A 20,855-nucleotide genomic window follows, 5' to 3' on the forward strand; every position below is an offset into this window, starting at 1 on the left:
CGGATAGAGGGATTTTTGCGGGCGGAGCAGGAAATAGGTACATGCGTGTCGGTGAATGGTTACGCCCCTGCCTGCGGCAGCGCGGTTTGCAGCGGTTTCGGGCGCTATCGCCGGATGGGGCGGGGGCGGGCGGATGATACGGCGGAGGCCGCTGATCGTAGCGATCCGTATCATCCGACCGTATGCACGCCCTGCGTGATCCTTGACCGCCGGAGTCGGCCTCCCCCATGATCCTGGTGTTCAAAATAATCGCCATGCGGCATCGCATCCGCAGGGAGGCACAAAAAATCATGAAGCTTCGCACCGTCTGCGCCGCGGCCGTGGTCGCGCTGACCACCGCGTTCGGCACCGTTGCCGTGAACGCCGCCACGCCCAAGGACATGGCCGTCATCGTCTGGCAGCTCGACGAGCTGATCACCCTCGATCCCGCCGAGGCCTACGAGTTTTCCGGCGCCGAGCTGGCCGCCAACCTTTATGACCGGCTGGTTTTCTACAACATCGACAACACCGACGACATCCAGGGCGGCATCGCCGAAAGCTGGAGCGTCTCTGACGACGGCAAGACCTTCACGTTCAAGATCCGCGACGGCATGACCTTCCACTCCGGCAACCCGGTCACCGCCGAGGATGCCGCCTGGTCGCTGCAGCGGGTGGTGAAGCTGAACAAGGGCCCCGCCTTCATCCTGAGCGAGTTCGGCCTGACGGCGGACAATGTGGACCAGAAGGTGCGCGCCACCGACGCCCGCACCCTGGTGTTCGAGACCGACAAGCCCTATGCCGAATCCTTCGTGCTCAACTGCCTCGGTTCGTGGGTCAGTTCGGTGCTCGACCGCCAGACGGTGATGCAGCACGAGAAGGACGGCGACTTCGGCAACGGCTGGCTGAAGACCAATGCCGCCGGCTCCGGCCCCTTCAAGCTGAACACCTGGAAGCCGAACGAACTGGTCATGCTCGACCGCTTCGACGGCTACTGGCGCGGCCCGGCCAAGATGAAGCGCGTCGCCCTGCGCCACATCCCGGAAAGCGCGCCGCAGCGCCTGCTGCTGGAGAAGGGGGATGCGGACATCGCCCGCAACCTCGGCCCCGACGACATCGACCAGCTGGCGAAGAATGCCGACATCGGCCTGCGCAAGGTGCCGCAGGGCGCCATTTACTACCTCGGCCTCAACCAGAAGAACGAGCAGCTGGCCAAGCCGCAGGTGGCCGAGGCGCTGAAGTGGCTGATCGACTACGACAGCATCGAGACCAACATCCTGCGCGGCACCAAGGTGCAGCACCAGTCCTTCCTGCCGGCCGGGTTCCTGGGCGACATCGAGGACAAGCCCTACCGCTACGACCTGGACAAGGCCAAGGCGCTGCTGGCCGAAGCGGGCGTCGGCGACGGCTTCAAGGTCACCATGGACGTGCGCAACACCTATCCGACGGCGGATGTGGCGCAGGCCATCCAGGCCATGTGGGCCAAGGCCGGCATCGACCTGGAGATCATCCCCGGCGACAACAAGCAGACACTGACCAAGTACCGCGCCCGCCAGCACGACATCTACATCGGCCGCTGGGCGCCGGATTACCTGGACCCGCACTCCAACGCCCAGGGCTTCGCCTGGAACCCCAACAACGCCGACGACAGCGACTTCAAGCTGCTGGCCTGGCGTAACGCCTGGGACATCCCCGACCTCACCCGCCGCACCGACGAGGCGCTGGCGGAAAGCGACACCGCCCGGCGCAGCGCCCTGTATGAAGAGATGCAGCGCGAGCACCAGAAGGCGTCGCCCTTCGTCATCATGTTCCAGGACATCGCCGTGGTGGCGGAGCGCAAGGGCGTCTCCGGCTTCGAGGTCGGGCCCAACTTCGACGTCGTCTACTACCGCAACATCAGCAAAGAGTGACGACAGACCCCGGCATGACTCCAGACAGCAAACCCGAGGCGCAGATCCCCGCGCCTCAGATCCCGGGGACGGGAGGGCGCCGCCGCGGCGCCCTCACCGCCACCCCGCAATGGGCGGCGAGCGGCCTGCGGCTGCTCATCAGCGTGGCGGTCACCTTCCTCGGCCTGCTCGCCGTCACCTTCTTCATCGGCCGGGTGGTGCCCATCGACCCGGTTCTGGCCGCGGTGGGCGACCGCGCCAGCGCCGACACCTACGAGCGGATGCGCGAGGAATTGGGGCTGAACCTGCCGCTGTGGCAGCAGTTCGGCCATTACGTCTGGAATGCCGTGCGCGGTGACTTCGGCACCTCGGTGCTGACGTCCAACCCGGTGCTGACGGACGTGCGGCGGGTGTTCCCGGCGACGCTGGAACTGGCGACGGTGGCGACCATCATCGGCATCATCGTCGGCATTCCCGCCGGCGTCATCGCCGCCGTGCGGCGCGGCACCTGGATCGACCATGTGATCCGCGTCATCGGGCTGATGGGCTATTCGGTGCCGGTGTTCTGGCTCGGCCTCATGGGGCTGCTGATCCTTTACGCCAAGCTCGACCTGGTGGCCGGGCCGGGGCGCATCGACCTCTACTATGAAGGCCTGGTGCCGACCTATACCGGCGTGATCCTGCTCGATTCCGCCATTGCCGGGGAGTGGGACGTGTTTCGCAACGCGGTGTCGCACATCGTGCTGCCGGCCTCCATCCTCGGCTACTTCAGCCTCGCCTACATCAGCCGCATGACGCGCAGCTTCATGCTGGAGCAGCTGCGGCAGGAGTACATCACCACCGCCCGCGTGAAGGGCCTGCCGGAGCGCACGGTGATCTGGCGCCACGCCCTCGGCAATGCCTGGGTGCCGCTGGTGACGGTGATCGCCCTGTCCTACGGCACGCTGCTGGAAGGGTCGGTGCTGACGGAAATCGTGTTCTCGTGGCCGGGGCTCGGCTTCTACATCACCAATTCCCTGCTCAATGCCGACATGAATGCGGTGCTGGGCGGCACGGTGGTGGTGGGCTGCGTGTTCATCGGCCTCAACCTGCTGTCCGACCTTCTTTACCGCAAGCTGGACCCGAGGGCGCGCTGACATGACCGTTTCCTCGCCGCCCCCCACCTTGCGCGCCTGGCTGCTGGACGAGGCGCCGGCCTCCCGCCGGCAGGCGTGGTGCGGCCGTGCCTTCCGCGGCTGGCTGCATTTCCGCCGCAACCCGCTGGCTGTCACCGGCCTCGCCATCATCGTCACGCTGCTGCTGGTGGCGCTGATCGGGCCGTGGCTGGCGCCCCATTCCCCCTACGCCCAGGACCTGAGCATGCGCCTGGTGCCGCCGGGCACCGAGGGCTACCTGCTCGGCACCGACGAGCTGGGGCGCGACATCCTGTCCCGCCTGCTCTACGGCGCCCGCATCACCCTGACCATCGTCATCCTGGTGGCGATCATCGTCGCCCCGGTGGGGCTGGTCGTCGGCACCGTCTCCGGCTATTTCGGCGGCTGGGTGGACACGGTGCTGATGCGCATTACCGACGTCTTCCTGGCCTTTCCACGCCTGATCCTGGCGCTGGCGCTGGTGGCGGCGCTGGGGCCGGGGATCGAGAACGCCGTCATCGCCATCGCCATCACCACCTGGCCCCCCTATGCCCGCATGGCGCGGGCGGAGACACTGACCATCCGCCGCAGCGACTTCATCGCCGCCGCCCGGCTGCAGGGGGCGTCGTCGCTGCGCATCATCGTGCGGCAGGTGGCGCCGCTGTGCACGTCGTCGGTGATCGTGCGGGTGACGCTCGACATGGCCGGCATCATCCTCACCGCCGCCGGCCTCGGCTTCCTCGGCCTTGGCGCCCAGCCGCCGAGCCCGGAGTGGGGCGCCATGGTCGCGTCGGGCCGCAAGTTCATGCTCGACCAGTGGTGGGTGGCGACGGTGCCGGGGGTGGCGATCTTCGTCGTGTCGCTGGGCTTCAACCTGCTCGGCGACGGCCTGCGCGACGTGCTCGACCCCAAGAGCGGGAACTGAGGCCGCCATGCTCCACATCGACAACCTGCGCGTCGACTTCCACACCGATACCGGCACCGTCCATGCCGTGCGCGGCCTGTCCCTGCGGGTGGCACGCGGCGAGCGGGTGGGCATCGTCGGCGAGTCCGGCTCCGGCAAGTCCATGACCGGCCGTGCCGTGCTGCGCCTGATCCGCCCGCCCGGCGTGGTGACGGCCGACCGCCTGAGCTTCGACGGCACCGACCTGCTCACCCTGCCGGAGGCGGAGATGCGCCGCCTGCGCGGCCGCCGCATCGGCATGGTGCTGCAGGACCCGAAGTATTCGCTCAACCCGGTCATGACCATCGGCCGTCAACTGACGGAAGCCTTCCGCACCGCCGACCCGGCGCTTGGCCGCCGGGCGGCGCGGGCCAAGGCGCTGGAGGCGCTGGCGCGGGTGCGCATCCACGATCCCGAGCGGGTCTACGACGCCCACCCGCACGAACTGTCGGGCGGCATGGGCCAGCGGGTGATGATCGCCATGATGGTCGCCCTCGGCCCCGACCTGCTCATCGCCGACGAACCCACCAGCGCGCTCGACGTGACGGTGCAGATGCAGGTGCTGGCGATCCTGGACGATCTGGTGCGGGAAACCGGCATGGGGCTGATGTTCATTTCCCACGACCTCAACCTGGTCGCCAGCTTCTGCGACCGGGTGGTGGTGATGTTCGCCGGCCGGGTGATGGAGGAATGCGCCGCCGCCGACCTGCACGCCGCCCGCCACCCCTATACCCGCGGCCTGCTGGCGGCGCTGCCGGTGCTGGACGGCCCGCGCGGCGACCTGCCGGTGCTGGCCCGCGATCCGGCCTGGACGGGAGACGGCGCATGATCGTCATCGACGACCTGCACGTCACCTTCCGCAGCGGCCGTCACGTCATCCGGGCGGTGCGCGGCGTCTCCGTCACCGTCGAGGAAGGCGAGGTCTACGGGCTGGTGGGGGAGAGCGGCAGCGGCAAGTCCACCGTGCTGCGCGCCCTGGCCGGGCTGGACGGCGCCTGGGACGGGCGCATGGAGGTGGCCGGGGAACGCCTGGGACGGCGGCGGTCGGCGCAGTTCCACCGCCGCGTCCAGATGGTGTTCCAGGACCCCTACGGCAGCCTGCACCCGCGCCACACGGTCGACCGCACCCTGGCCGAGCCGCTGAAGATCCACGGCTTCGACGACCACGACGGCCGCATCCGCCGGGCGCTGCGCGAGGTCGGGCTGAACGACAGCTTCCGCTTCCGCTACCCGCACCAGCTGTCGGGCGGCCAGCGCCAGCGCGTCGCCATCGCCCGCGCCATCATCCTGGAGCCGCGGGTGCTGCTGCTGGACGAGCCGACCAGCGCCCTCGACGTCTCGGTGCAGGCGGAGATCCTCAACCTGCTGATGCGGCTGAAGCGCGACCTCGGCCTGACCATGATCCTGGTCAGCCACAACCTGGCGGTCATTGCCCACATGTGCGACCGCATGAGCGTCATGCGCCACGGCGCGGTGGTGGAGCGGCTGACCGTCGACCAGCTGCGCGGCGGCGAGGTGCGCGAGGACTACACCCGCCAGCTGCTGCTCGCCGCCAAGGGCTATGATCGCGCCGTGGCGGCGGAGCTGCTGCTGGAGGGGTGAGCGCCCGTCAACGGGCCGGCGGCACCAGATAGTAGTAGCGGCTGTCGTCCATGTCGTAGGACCAGCCGGGCTTCCAGCTGTCGCTGTAGACGATGGAGCCGGGGCGGGCGTTGGCGATCATCGGGTCGGTGGCGGGGTCGTAGGACGTCCCCGGCGCGCCGGCGCACCCGGCCAGCAGGGCCGCGGCAAGGCCGGCGGCAGCAAGGCGGAGGGGCAGGGCAGGGCGGATCATGATGCTAATCCCTTCAGGCAAGGTGGCTGGTCCCTATTCTACGCCTTGCGCCCGTGCCCGTGCCACAGCCGCCGCATGCAGGGTGGACAGCAGCCGGTCGAGCGCCGCCTGATCCTCGGGGCTCAGCGCCGCCAGCAGCTCCTGTTCATAACGCCGCGCCGCCGGCACGATCTGGCGGTAGACGGCCAGGCCCTTGTCGGTCAGGGCAAGGGCGGAGCGGCGGCGGTCGGCGCTGTCGGTGTCGCGGCTGACCAGGCCCGCCTGCACCATGCGGGCGATGGCGCGGCTGACCTGCACCTTGTCCATGGCGGTGCGGGCGGCGACAGAATTGGCGCTCACCGGCTCCGGCCCGCCGTCCTCCAGCCCCAGCACCGCCATCACCCGCCATTCGGGGATGGTGAGGCCGAACCGCTCCTCATAGATCGCCGCCACCGAGCGGCTGATGACGTTGGCCAGCACCGACAGCCGATAGGGCACGAAGCCGTCCAGCAGCAGCGGCGGCGGCGGTGCGGTGTCGTGGCCTGTCGTTTCCGGGGTGTCGGCCGGCGGGGCGTCGGGCGCGGGCTTGCCATCCCTCATCGCATTTGTCCTTGGAAGTGGTTTCAAATGAAACTAACGTAGGCGGAGGCAGCGGGCAAGCGACCCGCGGCCGGACGGTCGCGCAGCGGCGGCACGACGCCCGCAGCGGCCTCCGGCACCACGAAAAATGAGGCGACGGCCATGAAGAACTGGATTTCCTTTCCGCATGTGGAGGGGCTGGCGAGCCGGCAGGCCCATTGCGACCTGCCCGAAGGCACCTACGAGCAGGAGATGGGGCGCGAGGGCTTTTTCGGCCCGGCGTCCCAGATCCATCACAAACACCCGCCGACCGGCTGGGTCAAGTGGGAGGGGCCGCTGCGCCCGCGCGCCTTCGACCTCAACAAGGTGACGGAGGTGGGCCACGACCCCTGGGCAGCGCAACTGGTGCTGCACAACGCCGCCACCAAGGTGCGGTTCTGGCGCACGGAGGGGGCCATGCCGGTGCTGGCCCGCAATGCCGACGGCGACGACATCCTGTTCTTCCACCAGGGGCGCGGCCGTTTCTTCTGCGATTACGGCCACATGACCTTCCGCGACGGCGACTATCTGGTGGTGCCGCGCGGCGTGCAGTGGCGGCTGGAGTGCGACGAGCCGGCCGAGGTGCTGATGATCGAGGCCACCGGCGACAGCTTCAAGCTGCCGGAAAAGGGCATCATGGGCACCCACGCCATCTTCGATCCGGCGGTGCTGGCGGTGCCGCGCATCGACGAGGCCTTCCGCGACCAGTATTCCGAGGCGGAAACCACCTGCCTTATCAAGCGCGAGGGGCAGGTGTCGCAGGTGACCTACGCCTTCAATCCGCTGGATGCGGTGGGCTGGCACGGCAACCTTGCCCCGGTGCGGCTGAACTGGCGCGACATCCGGCCGCTGATGAGCGCCCGCTACCACGTGCCGCCGTCGGCCCATACCACCTTCCTGGCCGGGCGGGTGGTGGTCTGCACCTTCGCGCCGCGCCCCATCGAATCCGACCCCGGCGCGCTGAAGCTGCCCTACTTCCACAGCAACGTCGATTATGACGAGTTCATCTTCTACCACCGCGGCGAGTTCTTCTCGCGCGACAACATCCACCCCGGCATGACCACCTACCACCCGGTCGGCTTCCCCCACGGGCCGCACCCCAAGGCCTATGAAACCGCCCAGCGCCACGCCCGCAAGGAAACCGACGAGGTGGCGGTGATGGTCGATACCCGCGACCTGCTGCAGGTGCCGCCGCTGCCCGAGGGGGTGGAGTGGACGGAGTATTACCGATCCTGGCAGGCACGGTGAGGGAGGGGCCGCAGCCATGAAACTCGCCAGCCTGAAGGACGGCCGCGACGGCCGCCTCGTCATCGTCTCGCGCGACCTGAGCCTGTGCACGGCGCCGACCGACATCGCCCGCACCCTGCAGGATGCCCTCGACCGCTGGAACCAGTTGGAAGCGCTGCTGCGCGACCGTTCCGACGCCCTCAACGCCGGCCGGGTGGCGGAGGCGCGGCCGTTCGACCCCGCCGCCTGCGCCAGCCCGCTGCCGCGCGCCTACCAGTGGGCCGACGGCTCCGCCTACGTCAACCATGTGGAACTGGTGCGGCGGGCGCGGGGGGCGGAGCTGCCGGACAGCTTCTGGACCGATCCGCTCATGTATCAGGGCGGCTCCGACACCTTCCTCGGCCCCTGCGACCCCATCCTCATGGCCGACGAGTCCTGGGGCATCGACTTCGAGGCGGAGGTCGCCGTCATCACCGGCGACGTCCCCATGGGCGCGACGGAGGCTCAGGCGGCCGATGCCGTCCGGCTGGTCATGCTGGTCAACGACGTGTCCTTGCGCGGCCTCATCCCCGCGGAACTGGCCAAGGGCTTCGGCTTCTTCCAGTCCAAGCCGTCGAGCGTCTTCTCCCCCGTCGCGGTGACGCCCGACGAACTGGGCGAGGCATGGCGCGACGGCAAGGTCTGCCGGCCGCTGGTCAGCCACCTCAACGGTCGCAAGTTCGGCGAGCCCGATGCCGGCGTCGACATGACCTTCGCCTTCCCGACGCTGATCGCCCACGCGGCGAAGACGCGGCCGCTGGGGGCGGGGACGATCATCGGGTCGGGCACCGTCTCCAACAAGCAGGGCACCGACCACGGCACGTCCATCGCCGAGGGCGGCGTCGGCTATTCCTGCATCGCCGAGGTGCGGATGATCGAGACCATCCGCGACGGCGCCCCCGCCACCCCCTTCATGCGCTTCGGCGACCGCATCCGTATCGAGATGCTCGACGCCGCCGGCGCCACCATCTTCGGCGCCATCGACCAGGAGGTGCGGCGGTACGAGGGGGGCGGCTCATGAAGCTCTACGGCTACTGGCGGTCGTCCACCGCCTACCGCGTCCGCATCGCGCTCAACCTGAAGGGGCTGACGGCGGAGCAGGTGCCGGTCCACCTCGTCCGCGACGGCGGCGAGCAGCACCGGCCGGAGTACACCGCCCTCAACCCGCAGGCGGCGGTGCCGACCGTGGTGACGGAGGGCGGCAGCGTGCTCACCCAGTCGCTCGCCATCTGCGAATGGCTGGAGGAGCGCCACCCGCGCCCGCCGCTGCTGCCCTCGGACCCGGAGGCGCGGGCGCGGGTGCGGGCCTTCGCGCTCGCCATCGCCTGCGAGATCCATCCGCTGGTGAACCTGCGGGTGCTGGGGCACCTGACCGGCAGCCTCGGCCTGTCGGAAGATGACAAGCTGGCGTGGTACCGCCACTGGACCGGCCTTGGCCTCGCGCAGCTGGAGGCGCTGGTGGCCGGTCACTCCGGAACCGGCCGCTTCGTGCAGGGCGACAGCCCGACCCTGGCCGACATCTGCCTGGTGCCGCAGCTCTACAACGCCCGCCGCTTCGACCTCGACCTGTCGGCCTGCCCGACGCTGGTGCGGATCGACCAGGCCTGCCGGGAGCTGCCGGCCTTCGCCGACGCCGCACCGGAACGGCAGCCCGATGCCGCGGTGACGTGATACACTTGGCCCGCGCACTCGCGCACGAACGAACCATAAGGCGCCGCAGCGGCGCCGCTGCAGGGAAGGGCGGCAGGCCATGAGCCAGGCTGTGCAGATCATCCGCCAGGAACACCGCAACCTGTTCCGCGTCGTCACCATGCTCGACGCCATGCTGCGCGACGGACGGGAGGCGCCGGACCTCCCCTTCGTGCGGGCGGTGCTGGACTACATCGAGACCTTCACCGACCGGTTCCACCACCCCAAGGAAGACCTCCACCTGTTCGCCACCCTGCGCCGCCGCGACCCGCTGGCCGACGCCATGCTGGAGGAACTGGAGGCCGAGCACGCCGGCTGCCCCGGCGCCCTCAGCCGCCTGAAGGACACCGTCGGCGCCTGCGAACGCGGCGAGGCCGGCGCGGCGGACCTGCTGCGGGAGCGGGTGGCGCAATACCTGCGCTTCCAGATCCGCCACATGCAGAAGGAGGAAGGCGTCATCCTGCCGATGGCGGAGAAGTCCCTGACGCCGGCCGACTGGGCGGCCATCGACGCCGCCTTCGCCGACAACCGCGACCCGCTGTTCGGCGCCGAGGCCCGCGCCGACATGCGCCGCCTCTACAGCCGGCTGGTGAACGAGGCCCCGGCGCCCTACGGCGTCGGCGGGTAGGGGCAGGGCGAGGGGGCGCCGCGCTACGCCTCGTCCTCCCTGATGCGGAAGAACAGGGCGTAGAACACCGGCACCGCCACCAGCGTCAGCACGGTGGCGAAGGCGAGGCCGCCCATGATGGTCACCGCCATGGCGGAGAAGAACACGTCGAACAGCAGCGGCACCATGCCGAGGATGGTGGTCCCCGCCGCCAGCAGCACTGGCGTGAAGCGGCTGACGCTGGCGTTGATGATGGCGGCGTGGCGGGCGTGGCCGTCGCCGATGCGCAGGTCGATCTCGTCCACCAGCACGATGGCGTTCTTGATCAGCATGCCCGACAGGCTGAGGAAGCCGAGCAGCGCCATGAACCCGAACGGCTGCCCCGACAGCAGCAGCGCCACGGTGACGCCGCAGATGGCCATGGGCACGCACAGCCAGATGATGAGCGGCTGCCGCACCTTGCCGAACAGGGCGACGGTGATCAGCACCATGGCGAGGAAGCCGAGCGGCAGGCCGCTCGCCAGCGACCCCTGGGCGTCGGACGAGCTTTCGTACTCGCCGCCCCACTCCAGCCGGTAGCCTTCGGGCATGGGAATGGCCTCGATGCGCGGGCGCAGGCGGTCGAAGGCGGCGGCGGCGTTGGCGCCGTAGGGCGGATCGGCCTGGGCGGTGATGGTGCGGGCCTTGTCCAGCCGGCGGATGAGGCCGTCTTCCTGTTCGGTGCGGAAGCCGTTCACCACCTCGGTCATCGGCACGTAGGACTGCACCGCCTGCGCCCAGACCCGCCGGTCGCGCAGGTCGGTGGTGCCGTGGCGTTCCTCCTCGGGCGCGCGCAGCACGATGGGGATGAGGCGGTCGCCCTCGCGGTAGAGGCCGGAGCGGCGGCCCTCGGTCGCCACCGCCAGGGCGTCGGCGATGTCGCGGCGGCTGACGCCGGCGGCGGTGGCGCGGTCCTCCGCCATTTCCGGCACGATGACCAGTTCGCGCTGGCGCCAGTCGTGGCGGACGTTGATCAGCCGTTCGGCGCGGAAGATGCCCTCCGCCTCCGCCGCCAGCTGGCGCAGCACCACCGGGTCGGGGCCCGAGAAGCGGGCCTCGATGCGGGCGCCGCCGCCGGGGCCGAGGCGCACGCGCTCCATCTTGGTTTCCGCCTGCGGATAGGCGTCGGCGATCCAGGCGAGCGCGTCGCGTGCCAGGGCGGGGATGCGGCCGGCATCGTCCACCCGCACGATGAACTGGCCGTAGGCGGAGTTGGGCCGCTCCGGCGCGTAGGTGAGCATCATGCGGTCGGCCCCGGCGCCGATGAAGGTGGACACCACCGTCACCCCCTCCAGCCCGCGCAGGTGGCGCTCGATCTCCTCCATGTCGGCGGCGGTGGCGCGGATGTCGGTGCCCTGCTCGCGCCAGTAATCGACGTAGAACAGCGGCGTCGCGCTGTCGGGGAAGAACGACTGGCTGACGAAGCCGAAGCCGAAGGCCGCCGCCACCGTCGCCACCACCAGCGACACCACCGTCAGCGCCCGGTGACGCAGCGCCTGCCCGACGCCGCCGCGATAGATCCGCAGCAGCGGCGCCTCCGGCCGGTCGGGGTCGAGGTCGGTGCGGACGCGGAACAGGTACGACGCCAGCAGGGGTGTCACCGTCACCGCCAGCAGCCAGCTGAGCAGCAGCGACAGCCCGATGACGGCGAACAGCGAGAAGGTGTATTCGCCGGTGGAATCGTTCGACAGGCCGATGCCGGAAAAGGCCAGGATGCCGATGACCGTCGCCGCCAGCAGCGGGATCTGGGTCTGGCCGGCGATCTCGCTGGCGGCCTCGGTGGCGGCCGTGCCGCGGCGCATGCGCACCAGCATGCCCTCGGCGATGACGATGGCGTTGTCCACCAGCATGCCCATGGCGATGATCAGCGCCCCCAGCGACACCCGCTGCATGGTGATGCCGAACACCTTCATCAGCAGCAGCGTGCCGAGCACCGTCAGCAGCAGCGAGCCGCCGGCCACCACCCCGCCGCGCCAGCCCATGGCCAGGCACAGCACCAGGATGACGATGCCGACGGAGCTGGCGAGGTTGATGATGAAGCCGGTGACCGACTCGTTCACCACCTTGTGCTGTTCATAGATCGGGTGCAGCGCGACCCCCACCGGCAGGCCGCGCATCACCTCGGCGATGCGCGCCTCCACCGCTTCGCCGACCTCGACGATGTTGGTGTCGGGCTGGGCCGAGACGCCGAGGGTGGCGGCCGGCACGCCGTTGTGCAGCACCAGGGTCTCGGGCACGTCCTCATACCCGCGGACGATGCGGCCGATGTCGCCGAGGCGGATGGTGGCGCCGCTGCCGGCGCTGAGATAGAGGTTCTCGATCCGCTCCACCGACCCGAAGCTGCCGGTGGGCGCCAGGCGGACGTAGGCGTCGCCGACGCGCATGGCGCCGCTGTCGACCACGGCGTTCTGCACCTGCAGGGCATCGGCGATGGTGGTCGGCGGGATGCCCAGCTGGGTCAGCACCGACTGCGGGATTTCGACGAAGATGCGTTCTTCCCGCAGGCCGCCGATGACCACCTTGGCGACGCCCGGCACCTGCAGCAGCTCCTGCCGCAGGGTGCGGGCGAAGTCGCGCAGGTCGGCGCGGCTGTAGTCGGGGGCGGTGAGGGCGTAGTAGAGGCCGAAGACGTCGCCGAAGTCGTCGTTGACCACCGACGGCCCGGCCCCGGGCGGCAGGTCGCGCTGCACGTCGTTCACCTTGCGGCGCAGCTCGTCCCACACCTGCGGCAGGCTGTCGCCGTCGTAGGTGTCCTGGATCTCCACGGTGATCTGCGACATGCCGGCGGAGGAGCGGGAGCGCACCTCCTTCACCTGCGGCATGCGCTGGATGGCGGTTTCCAGCTGGTCGGTCACCTCCTGCTCCACCTCCACAGGCGAGGCGCCGGGGTAGGCGGTGGTGACCACCGCCTCCTTGATGGTGAACTCCGGGTCTTCCAGCCGGCCGAGGGTGAACAGGCCCCACAGTCCGCCGAACAGGCAGATGAGTATGATCAGCCAGGTGTTGACCGGCTTCTCGATGGAGGCGCGGGCGATATCCATTGCGACGCGGTCTCCGCGGTCAGGGCTGTCGGGGCGAGGGCTGCGATCCGTCGGCGCCGGCCGGCTGCGGCTGGCGGGCGGCCTGCGGATCGGTGGGCGCCTGCGGCCGCACCCGCTGCCCGTCGGCCAGGAAGCCGGCGCCGGCCGCCACGATGGTCTCGCCGCCGCTGAGGCCGTCGAGGATGATCACCTGATCGCCGACGGTGGTCCCCGGCTGCACCGGCTGCGGCCGCACCGTCTCCGCCTGCGGGTCGAGCAGCCACACCTGGAAGCGCCCGTCCGCCGCTGCCACCAGGGCGCCGGTGGGAATGCGGATGCTGCCGGCGCCGGGCTCGGTGATCTCCGCCGTCACGGTGGCCGACATGCCGGGCAGCACGGCGATGTCGTCGGGCGGCGCCATGGTGAAGGTGACCGGGTAGGTGCGGGTCTGCGGGTCGGGCTCGGTCGCCACCTCCTTCAGCTCCAGCGGAAAGCGGCGGTCCGGCCGGGCCGACAGGGTGGCGGTGATGCGCACCACGTCGTCGCGCTGCACCTGGGCCATCATGCGCTCCGGCACGCTGACCTGCACGTCGAGGCTGGAGACGTCCTGCAGCAGCGCCACCGGCTGCCCGGCCTGGATGTTGATGAAGGTGTCCACCAGCCGCGAGGCGACCAGGGCGCGGTAGGGCGCCTCGATGGTGGTGTAGGCGAGGTTCTGCTGCGCCTGATCCAGCCGCGCCGCCGCCAGATCGTACTGCGCCTGGGCCTCGTCCAGCACCGCCTGGGCCACATGGCCTTCCGACCGCAGGATGCGCTTGCGCTCCAGGTCCTTGCCCAGGCGGTCCACCTGCACCTCGGCCTCGCGCACGGCGATCTGATAATCGGTGGGATCGAGAGCGGCGATCACCGCCCCCTGCTCGACGGTGGAGCCCTCGCGCACCGGGAACTCGGCCAACCGGCCGGACACCTGGAACGATACCTCCGACGCCTGCGCCGCCTGCACCCGGCCGGGGAAGTGGCGGATCTCCGTCTCCGCATGGGGGGCGACGGTCAGCACCCGCACTGGCCGCGCCTCCGGCTGGGCCGCCGCCTCCTGCTCGGCGCCGTTGCCGTCGTCGCAGGCGGCGACGGCAAGGACAGCCGCCAGCACCATCGCCGGGGCAAGGGCAAAGGCGGACAGGCGGCGCGACGGGGGCGAGGACTGATGGCACCGGCGATGGGCCACGGGCGTTGCTCCAGGCAGCTATGATCGGCACTGTCGGGAACGCCGGGCGCGCCTCCCGGTTGCGTGAAACCCCGCGCCATCGCCCGTTGCGGAAGCCGCCTCAGCCGCCGGCCGGCGGCGTCCACGCCAGGGCCAGCGTCTCCCGCCACGCAAAGCGGCCGAGGTGATCGTCCACCACCGCCCGGATGCGGTCCAGCCCCTCGGCGCTGTCGGCGGTGACGTCCATGGTCAGCGCCTCGGCGGTGGCGGTCATGCGGCAGGTGCCCCAGGGGAAGTGGGCGGTGCCGTGGTCGGGGGCGGCGTCGCCGTCGTAGTCGACGGTGATCTTGTGGGCGAAGTGCTTGCACAGCTGCCCCAGGTAGCGGGCGGCGTTGGGGGTTTCGGCGCGGCCGCTGGTGGTCAGCATCGCGTCGGGCATGGACGTGTCTCCCGGTGGTGAGAAAAAACGATCCGGCCGGCCCGCGGACAACGGGCCGGCCGGCGGCGGCGGTGGATGTCAGAAGCGGATGACCGACGACACCAGGAACGAGCGGCCGGGGTCGTAGACCGGCGTCACCCGGGCCGTCTGGCTGTAGGTGGAGCGGCTGTAGTAGGTCTCGTCGAAGACGTTGTTGGCCTCCGCCCGCAGGGTCAGGTAGGGGGCCAGCGACGGCGGCGCCCATTCCACGAACAGGTCGACCACGGTGTAGCCGTCGACGTCGGCGTAGCCGTTGGCGCGCAGGTCGTCGTGCTTGAAGTCGAGGGCGATTTCGGTGGAGGCGCCGACCGTCAGCCCGATGGGCGTGAAGGTGTAGTGGCCCGACAGGGTGATCAGGTCGCCGATGGCCGTACCCTGGTAATAGTCGCCGGGCAGGGCGATGCGGTCGCCATAGGTGATGTCGGTGTGGGTGTACTTGGCGCTGACGCCGGCAGTCTCCGTGCGGTAGGAGGCGATGAGGTCGACGCCGCGGCTTTCCAGGTCAGGCCCGTTGATGCGCCGGCTGGTGGTGTAGTTGTACTCCATCGGGTTGTGCATCAGGGTGTGGAAGTAGGCCGCCTCGAAGCCGAAGCCTTCGTACTCGGTGCGCGCGCCCACCCGGACGTTGTGCGACGTCACCGGCTCCAGATCATCGGCATACGTATAGTTGCGGGCGTGGAACAGGGCGGTTTCCGACGGCTCCAAGCCGCCCCACACATAGCTGTAGCCGCCGAACACGGTCAGCCAGTCGGTGAGGCCGTAGTCGGCGGAGATGTTGGGGCTGAGGCCAGCGTTCTCGAAGGTCTGGCCGTCCACCGCCTCGTAGCGCTGGACGTCGCCGCGCAGGCCGGTGGAGACGGTCAGCCGGTCCACCGGCGAAACGCGCGCCTGGGCGAACAGTCCGGCGGTGGTGATCTCCTCGCCGACGTCGGTGGCGAAGTGGAAGCGTTCGATGCTGATGTCGTCGTGGCTGAAGTCAGCGCCCACGGTCAGGTTGCCCATGGGGATCAGGACGGTGTTCTGCAGCTTGCCGCCGATGGTTTCCACCTGCGAGTTGAAGTCGCCGGAGGGGCGGGTGTAGCCGCTCTCGTTGGGCCGCTTCAGGTCATAGAGGTTGTAGTAGACCGAGACCTTGGGGTCGAACAGCGGCGTCGGCGCGGTGGTCTCATAGGCGGCGGTGAAGGTGGTGCGGGTCAGGTCGTTGCGGTTCAGCTCGTTGGTGACGAAGCCCATGTTGGGGCGCAGGCGGCGCACCGTATCGTCGTTCAGGTACTCGGCCGAAACCTTCACCCTGTGGCCCGACGGAGCCTCGTACCTCAGCTTGGCGAGGCCGTTGAGCAGGTCGGTGCCGGTGCCGCGCTCGGTGATGCCGGCGCCGTTCTCATAGTCGTTGCCGTCGGCGCGGGTGACCATGCCCAGCAGGTCGAAACCCTGCACGGCGGCGAAGCCGGCGGCGGTGGCGCGGGCGGTTTCCGAGTTGGTGTCGTAGCTGGTGGTCAGGCGACCGCCGTAGCTGCGCCCCGGCAGCAGCAGGTCGGCGGCGTCCTTGGTCTCGAAGGCGACGGCGCCGCCAAGGGCGGCCGGACCGGCATCGGCGGGCGCCACGCCGGGGTTGACCGCAACGCTCTTCAGCAGGCCGGGGTCAAGGAACAGGTTGCCGTTGTGGTGCCAGACGTTGTTGCGCTGCTGGGCGCCGTCGATGGTCACGTTCAGCTTGTTCTGGGCGATGCCGTGGACATACAGCTTCTGCGACGCCACGCTGCCGCTGGAGATGGTCACCGCCGGCTGGTCGCGGAACAGGTCGCGCAGGGTCTGCGGCTGCTCGCGCTCGATGTCCTCAGGCGTCAACTGGATGGTGCCGGCCGGCTCCGGCCGGGTGTCCTCGATGGCGATGGGGCGCAGGCTGACCGGCGTATCGGCCGCCGTCGCCGTGGTCCCCGCCTGCTGCGCCGATGCCGCCCCCGCGGCGGCGGCCGATACCAGGGCCGTCGTCGTCACCAGGATCGACAGGCGGCCCGCGCCGCCCTTGCCACTCACGTCCTTCATCCCTCTGTCCTCGCTGGCCCGCTGCGCGGTCTTGATAATAATGATTTGCATTCGCATGAGCGGCGCGCACAATGGCGGACCGCCATCAACTTGTATAGGGCTTTTCCGGGGCGGCAGCGTTTGTGGGCCGGTCAAAGGTGTTTGGGCGGCGGTCAAAGTGCGACGGAGGGACCAGATCCATGGGGGCAGTGGCGCAGCGGGCGCATCCTGATACCGTCTCGTTCATCGACATCGCCGGCACCCGCATCGATGACGGCGTGCGGCTGATCGCGCCGCGCCTGCGGCCGGAGGAAGCGGCCCTGCGCGGCCGGTTCCTGGTGCGGACGCTGCGCTGCGGCCTCACCCTGCACATGAGCGACGCGGTCGACCTGCACGACCTGACCACCCAGGCGACGGTGGCGCCGGGCATGACCGTGTCGCTGTTCCTGCAGGGGCGGGTAGGGATCTCGGTCGCCGGCCGGCGGCACGAGGTCGGCGCCTGCCCGAACGGCAGCGGCGCGGCGGTGCCGGCCGGGTTCCTCTACACCACCACCGGCCCCGACCTGTTCGAGCGGCGCGGCGTGCGCGGCCAGCGCATGCGCAAGGTGTGCCTGCGCATCCCCACCGGCTGGCTGGAGGATGCCGGCGATGTGGCCGGCGGCGATCATCTGGTGCGGCAGCTGGCCGCCGACCACGGCGCCGCCCTGGCGTGGCCGCTCGGCCATGACCTCGCCCGGCTGGCGGGCGCCATGCTCGACGGCGGCGGCGATGGCGAGGGGCTGGCGGCGGAGCTGTTCCAGGAAAGTCGGGCGCTGGACATCCTCGGCCGCGCCTTCCAGGCCATCGGCGGGCCTGCCGCCCCGTCCCGCCGGCCGGCGCGGGCGGAGGCGCGGGTGGCGGCGGCCTGCGCCTATATCGAGGCCCATCTGGACGAGCCGCTGTCGCTGACCGATGTCGCCCGCCACGCCGCCGTCAGCGTCAGTACCCTGCAGCGGCTGTTCCGCGATGTGGTCGGCCTGTCGGTGGGCGATCACCTGCGCCGCCTGCGCATGGACCGCGCCCGCCGCCTGCTGGAGCACGACGGCGCCTCGGTGACGGAGGCGGCGCTGGTGGCGGGCTACGGCTCCGCCGCCAACTTCGCCACCGCCTTCAAGCGGCTCTACGGCCTGACGCCCAGCGAATGCCGCCGCACCCTGGTGGTGCGGCCGCGCCAACGGGGGGTTGTTCGGCCCGGCTGACCTTGGCCATAATGGTTGCGGCGGCGGGCGCTCATGGGGGAGCGCCCGCCGTTGCGTGCAAGGCGAACCGCTGGGGGGTAGTGATGGGCGTTCCCGCCATTCTCAAGAAATATCCGGCCGTGCTGACCAACAAGGACTGGCAGCAGAAGAAGGGCAGCATTGGCAAGATTCTCGGCAAGACCGGCGTCGGCGAGGCGCTGAAGGACTGCGAGTCGACCTATGGCGCCATCAATTGGGATGCCTTCGACACCGCCTCCCTGCGCAAGGCCGACCGCAGCCAGATCGAGAAGGCGAAGGCGGCGGCGCAGAAGGAACTGAAGGCCGTCGCCCGCTTCGCCGGCGCCCTGGATACCGCCCGCTCGGCCGCGAAGAAGGCCGAGACCAGGGCCGGCAAGGTGAAGGTGTTCGGCACCTCCGTCGCCAAGGCGGCGGCGGCCATCGCCAAGACGGCGGGGGATTACCACGTCGCCGCCACCAAGGGCGTGACGCTGGAGCAGTTCGACGAACTGATGAAGGCCTACGTCCGCCTCGACCGCTGCAACACCTGGAAGGACGTGATGAAGGACGGCGTGCTGTCGGCCATGTTCCTGGAGTTCCTGAAGAAGGAATTCTCCATGGAGAACCTGGAGTATCTGCTCGCCACCAAGACCGTCAAGACCGACGACAAGACCATGCAGAAGCACTACGACGTCTATATCGCCACCGGCTCCAAGAAGGAACTGAACCTGCCCGGGAAGGTCCGCAAGGCTTACAAGGAAGCCATGGAGGGCACCGACGCCCGCGCCCGCAAGACGGCGGTGGAGGACGTGATCGATCAGGCCGAGATCAACATTTCCGATACCTTCTCCCGCTTCATCCTGCAGGTCTGATCGGTCGCGGGGCGGCGTCGCGCTCGGCCAGCAGGCGATAGGCAGCGCGCAGCAGCGTCGCCATGTCGCCGAGGCCGAGGTCGCCGACCTCGACGTGGTTCAGCCCGTCCACCACGTATAGCCGCGCCTGATCCGGCGGCAGGCGGGCGGCCAGGGCCTGGCTTTCGGTGAAGGGCACCATGGGGTCGTCGCGGCCGTGGATGAGCACCAGCCGCGCCCGCAGCGCCGTCAGGTCGCGCCCTGCAAGGTCGAGCGCCGTCACCTCGTCGCGCAGGGCCGGCGGCAGGTCGGCCAGCAGGGCGGGCACCGCCTCCGGCTCGTCGTTGACCAGCAGGCGCCACACCGCCATGCCGGGCGGCCCCAGCATCGACACCAGATCATCCACCGGCGCCGCCGGGTCGCGCAGGCGGCGGGCGGCGATGGCGGCGAGGGTGGAGGTATCGGGCCCGTCGCCGCCGACCCGGTCGGCATTGGCGCGCAGGAACAGCCAGCGGGCGCTCTGCTCCACCGGCCCGGACCGCCACGCCGCATCGCCGGCGGCGCGGTAGAGGCCGGTGGTCATGTAGGTGACGGCGGCGGTGATGTCGTGGTAGCCGCCGATGACCAGGGCGAAGGCCACCCGCTCGCTCACCTCCGGCCGCAGGGCCGCCAGCAGCGCCGGGTCGACGGCGTAGGAGACGCCGACCACCCCCACCGCCGGCACGCCCGCCGTATCCGCCAGCACCGTCACCGCCTCCGCCACCGCGTCGGCATCGGCGGCGGAGACGCGCAAGGGGTCGCTGCCGGCCAGCTGCGGCACCATCACCAGGAAGCCGGCGCGGGCGAGGTCGGCGGCGAAGGCCACCAGCCGCACGTCGCGGCGACCGGCCTCGGCGGCGCCGGGCACCACCAGCAGGGCGGCGCGCGGCGCCTCGACCCGGTAGAGGTCGGCGGGTCGGCCGCCGGGGCCGGCGATTTCCTGCCGCGCCACGCCGTCGAGGTCGCGCCCCGGCGCCGGCGGGTCGGACAGGTCGAGCAGCAGCGATGCCGCCTCCACCACCCGCACCGGCGAGCAGCCGGCGGCCAGCGGCAGGGCGACAAGCAGCACCACCAGGGCCGCCGCCCGGCGCAGCCAGGGCGCGGCGCGCCCGTCTGTCCTGGTATCCGCCATCCGCCGCAAAACTCCTCCGTCTTGACCCGCGTCAAGGACCGCGCCGCCCTCCGCCGCCACGGTGGGGGCGAGGCGGCGGCCCCTGTGGTCGCCGGTTCTCCCACCCTTGTACCACCGGAAGGAGATGTCCGACGCATGCGCACCGCGATGCTCGCTTTCGCCCTCGCTGCCCTCGGCCTGCCGGCTGCCACCCCGGCGCTGGCCGGTGATGCGGCGGCCGGCGAGGCCGTTGGCAAGAAGTGCCTGGCCTGCCACGACCTGACCGAAGCCAAGGCCAACAAGGTCGGTCCCGCCCTGTGGGGCGTTGCCGGCGGCCCGCTGGGAGCGGTCGACGGCTTCAAGTACTCGGCGGACTACATGGCCGTCGCCGACAGCGGCGTCACCTGGACCGACGAGGAACTGATGGCCTACCTGGAAGACCCCACCGCCTATCTGCGCGCCAAGAGCGGCAACGACAAGGCGCGCAGCAAGATGACCTTCAAGCTGAAAAGCGAGAAGGATCGCGCCGACGTCATCGCCTACATGCACACTCTGAAATAGGCCCTCCGCCGGGGCGGGCCGGGCATGGCATGACCGGAGGGGTTGGGCCACGGCCCCGCCCGGCGGACGAACGGCCGCGCCGATGCTGTCGGCGCGGCCGTTTTGTTTTGTCGCGCAAAGGCTTGGGCCAGACAGGGGAAGGCCCGGAGCGATGGGGGACGCTCCGGGCCGGACTGGTTCTGGTTGCATCTGGGGAATGCGCGCCCGGTCGGGGGAGAGGTCGAGGTCCGCTCGGGCGATGAACAAACCCTACGGCAAGCCTGGGGCTTCTGCCTTGACGGCGGACAAGTTCCGCGTCCGTAGGCCGGGCGGCCGGATGAACCGGCGTCATTGCCCCGGAGGGCTTTGGTAGCTATAA

The 20,855-nt window shown here is 70.3% G+C and carries 19 protein-coding genes; 12 read left to right on the forward strand and 7 right to left on the reverse strand.

The features are described from left to right. The first annotated feature begins 290 nt into the window (after nt 1-290). The 5 genes from ABD056_RS05585 to ABD056_RS05605 are packed head-to-tail and all read left to right on the forward strand — an operon-like array spanning nt 291 to nt 5,543. Nucleotides 291-1,886 carry an ABC transporter substrate-binding protein gene (locus tag ABD056_RS05585; RefSeq protein ID WP_343865207.1) on the forward strand — a complete coding sequence of 532 codons (1,596 nt, stop codon included), beginning with the start codon at nt 291-293 and terminating at the stop codon, nt 1,884-1,886. Nucleotides 1,887-1,900: 14 nt separating this feature from the next. Further along, nucleotides 1,901-3,001, forward strand: coding sequence for an ABC transporter permease (locus ABD056_RS05590; protein WP_343865209.1), 1,101 nt, complete (start codon nt 1,901-1,903; stop codon nt 2,999-3,001). A 1-nt stretch (nt 3,002) separates the two neighbouring features. Then, a complete protein-coding gene (nikC, locus tag ABD056_RS05595; RefSeq protein WP_343865211.1) occupies nt 3,003-3,923 on the forward strand; it encodes a nickel transporter permease in 921 nt (306 codons plus the stop codon). Nucleotides 3,924-3,930: 7 nt separating this feature from the next. Beyond that, complete coding sequence (locus ABD056_RS05600) at nt 3,931-4,770, forward strand: ABC transporter ATP-binding protein (RefSeq protein ID WP_343865212.1); 840 nt, start codon at nt 3,931-3,933, stop codon at nt 4,768-4,770. Next, entirely contained in the window at nt 4,767-5,543 is a 777-nt protein-coding gene (locus ABD056_RS05605; RefSeq protein WP_343865213.1) for an ABC transporter ATP-binding protein, read from the forward strand. The genes ABD056_RS05600 and ABD056_RS05605 overlap by 4 nt, the downstream gene beginning before the upstream one ends. Nucleotides 5,544-5,550: 7 nt before the next feature. On the opposite strand, the gene ABD056_RS05610 is transcribed toward ABD056_RS05605, so the two are convergent. Both ABD056_RS05610 and ABD056_RS05615 read right to left on the reverse strand, forming a co-directional pair. Then, nucleotides 5,551-5,775 (reverse strand): hypothetical protein, encoded by a 225-nt coding sequence (locus ABD056_RS05610; RefSeq protein ID WP_343865215.1) that lies wholly within the window; start codon nt 5,773-5,775, stop codon nt 5,551-5,553. Between the two features lie 33 nt (nt 5,776-5,808). Then, nucleotides 5,809-6,354, reverse strand: coding sequence for a MarR family winged helix-turn-helix transcriptional regulator (locus ABD056_RS05615; RefSeq protein ID WP_343865217.1), 546 nt, complete (start codon nt 6,352-6,354; stop codon nt 5,809-5,811). 141 nt (nt 6,355-6,495) lie between these two features. On the opposite strand from ABD056_RS05615, the gene ABD056_RS05620 reads away from it, so the two are divergent. The 4 genes from ABD056_RS05620 to ABD056_RS05635 all read left to right on the forward strand — a co-directional run bounded on the left by ABD056_RS05620 (nt 6,496) and on the right by ABD056_RS05635 (nt 9,955). Continuing rightward, complete coding sequence (locus ABD056_RS05620) at nt 6,496-7,620, forward strand: homogentisate 1,2-dioxygenase (RefSeq protein WP_343865219.1); 1,125 nt, start codon at nt 6,496-6,498, stop codon at nt 7,618-7,620. A 16-nt stretch (nt 7,621-7,636) separates the two neighbouring features. Continuing rightward, a complete protein-coding gene (locus ABD056_RS05625; protein ID WP_343865221.1) occupies nt 7,637-8,659 on the forward strand; it encodes a fumarylacetoacetate hydrolase family protein in 1,023 nt (340 codons plus the stop codon). Beyond that, a complete protein-coding gene (gene maiA, locus ABD056_RS05630; protein WP_343865223.1) occupies nt 8,656-9,309 on the forward strand; it encodes a maleylacetoacetate isomerase in 654 nt (217 codons plus the stop codon). The genes ABD056_RS05625 and maiA overlap by 4 nt, the downstream gene beginning before the upstream one ends. Nucleotides 9,310-9,388: 79 nt before the next feature. Continuing rightward, a complete protein-coding gene (locus ABD056_RS05635) occupies nt 9,389-9,955 on the forward strand; it encodes a hemerythrin domain-containing protein (protein ID WP_343865225.1) in 567 nt (188 codons plus the stop codon). 23 nt (nt 9,956-9,978) lie between these two features. Here ABD056_RS05635 and ABD056_RS05640 read toward each other — a convergent pair whose 3' ends face one another. From ABD056_RS05640 to ABD056_RS05655, 4 genes are all read right to left on the reverse strand, one after another. Then, nucleotides 9,979-13,014, reverse strand: a complete 3,036-nt coding sequence (locus tag ABD056_RS05640) for an efflux RND transporter permease subunit (RefSeq protein WP_343865227.1) — start codon at nt 13,012-13,014, stop codon at nt 9,979-9,981. A gap of 19 nt (nt 13,015-13,033) precedes the next feature. After that, nucleotides 13,034-14,218 carry an efflux RND transporter periplasmic adaptor subunit gene (locus ABD056_RS05645; RefSeq protein WP_343865229.1) on the reverse strand — a complete coding sequence of 395 codons (1,185 nt, stop codon included), beginning with the start codon at nt 14,216-14,218 and terminating at the stop codon, nt 13,034-13,036. A gap of 100 nt (nt 14,219-14,318) precedes the next feature. Beyond that, nucleotides 14,319-14,636: a DUF2218 domain-containing protein gene (locus ABD056_RS05650; protein WP_343865231.1), complete on the reverse strand. Its 318-nt coding sequence runs from the start codon at nt 14,634-14,636 to the stop codon at nt 14,319-14,321. A 78-nt stretch (nt 14,637-14,714) separates the two neighbouring features. After that, the gene (locus ABD056_RS05655) at nt 14,715-16,721 is read right to left on the reverse strand and encodes a TonB-dependent receptor domain-containing protein (RefSeq protein ID WP_343865233.1); all 2,007 of its coding nucleotides are present in this window, start codon (nt 16,719-16,721) and stop codon (nt 14,715-14,717) included. A gap of 179 nt (nt 16,722-16,900) precedes the next feature. Between ABD056_RS05655 and ABD056_RS05660 the strand changes: the two genes are divergently transcribed. After that, a complete protein-coding gene (locus ABD056_RS05660) occupies nt 16,901-17,938 on the forward strand; it encodes a helix-turn-helix transcriptional regulator (protein ID WP_343865235.1) in 1,038 nt (345 codons plus the stop codon). An 83-nt stretch (nt 17,939-18,021) separates the two neighbouring features. Then, a complete protein-coding gene (locus ABD056_RS05665; RefSeq protein ID WP_343865237.1) occupies nt 18,022-18,807 on the forward strand; it encodes a hypothetical protein in 786 nt (261 codons plus the stop codon). Here the strand turns inward: ABD056_RS05665 and ABD056_RS05670 are convergent. Further along, entirely contained in the window at nt 18,791-19,957 is a 1,167-nt protein-coding gene (locus tag ABD056_RS05670) for a hypothetical protein (RefSeq protein WP_343865239.1), read from the reverse strand. The two genes, ABD056_RS05665 and ABD056_RS05670, sit on opposite strands and share 17 nt — an antisense overlap. 135 nt (nt 19,958-20,092) lie before the next feature. Here ABD056_RS05670 and ABD056_RS05675 point away from each other — a divergent pair, with 135 nt between their 5' ends. Next, nucleotides 20,093-20,497, forward strand: coding sequence for a c-type cytochrome (locus ABD056_RS05675; protein ID WP_343865241.1), 405 nt, complete (start codon nt 20,093-20,095; stop codon nt 20,495-20,497). Nucleotides 20,498-20,855: the final 358 nt, after the last annotated feature.

The sequence above is a fragment of the Caenispirillum bisanense genome, assembly GCF_039523075.1.
Classification (GTDB): Bacteria; Pseudomonadota; Alphaproteobacteria; order Rhodospirillales; family Rhodospirillaceae; genus Caenispirillum; species Caenispirillum bisanense.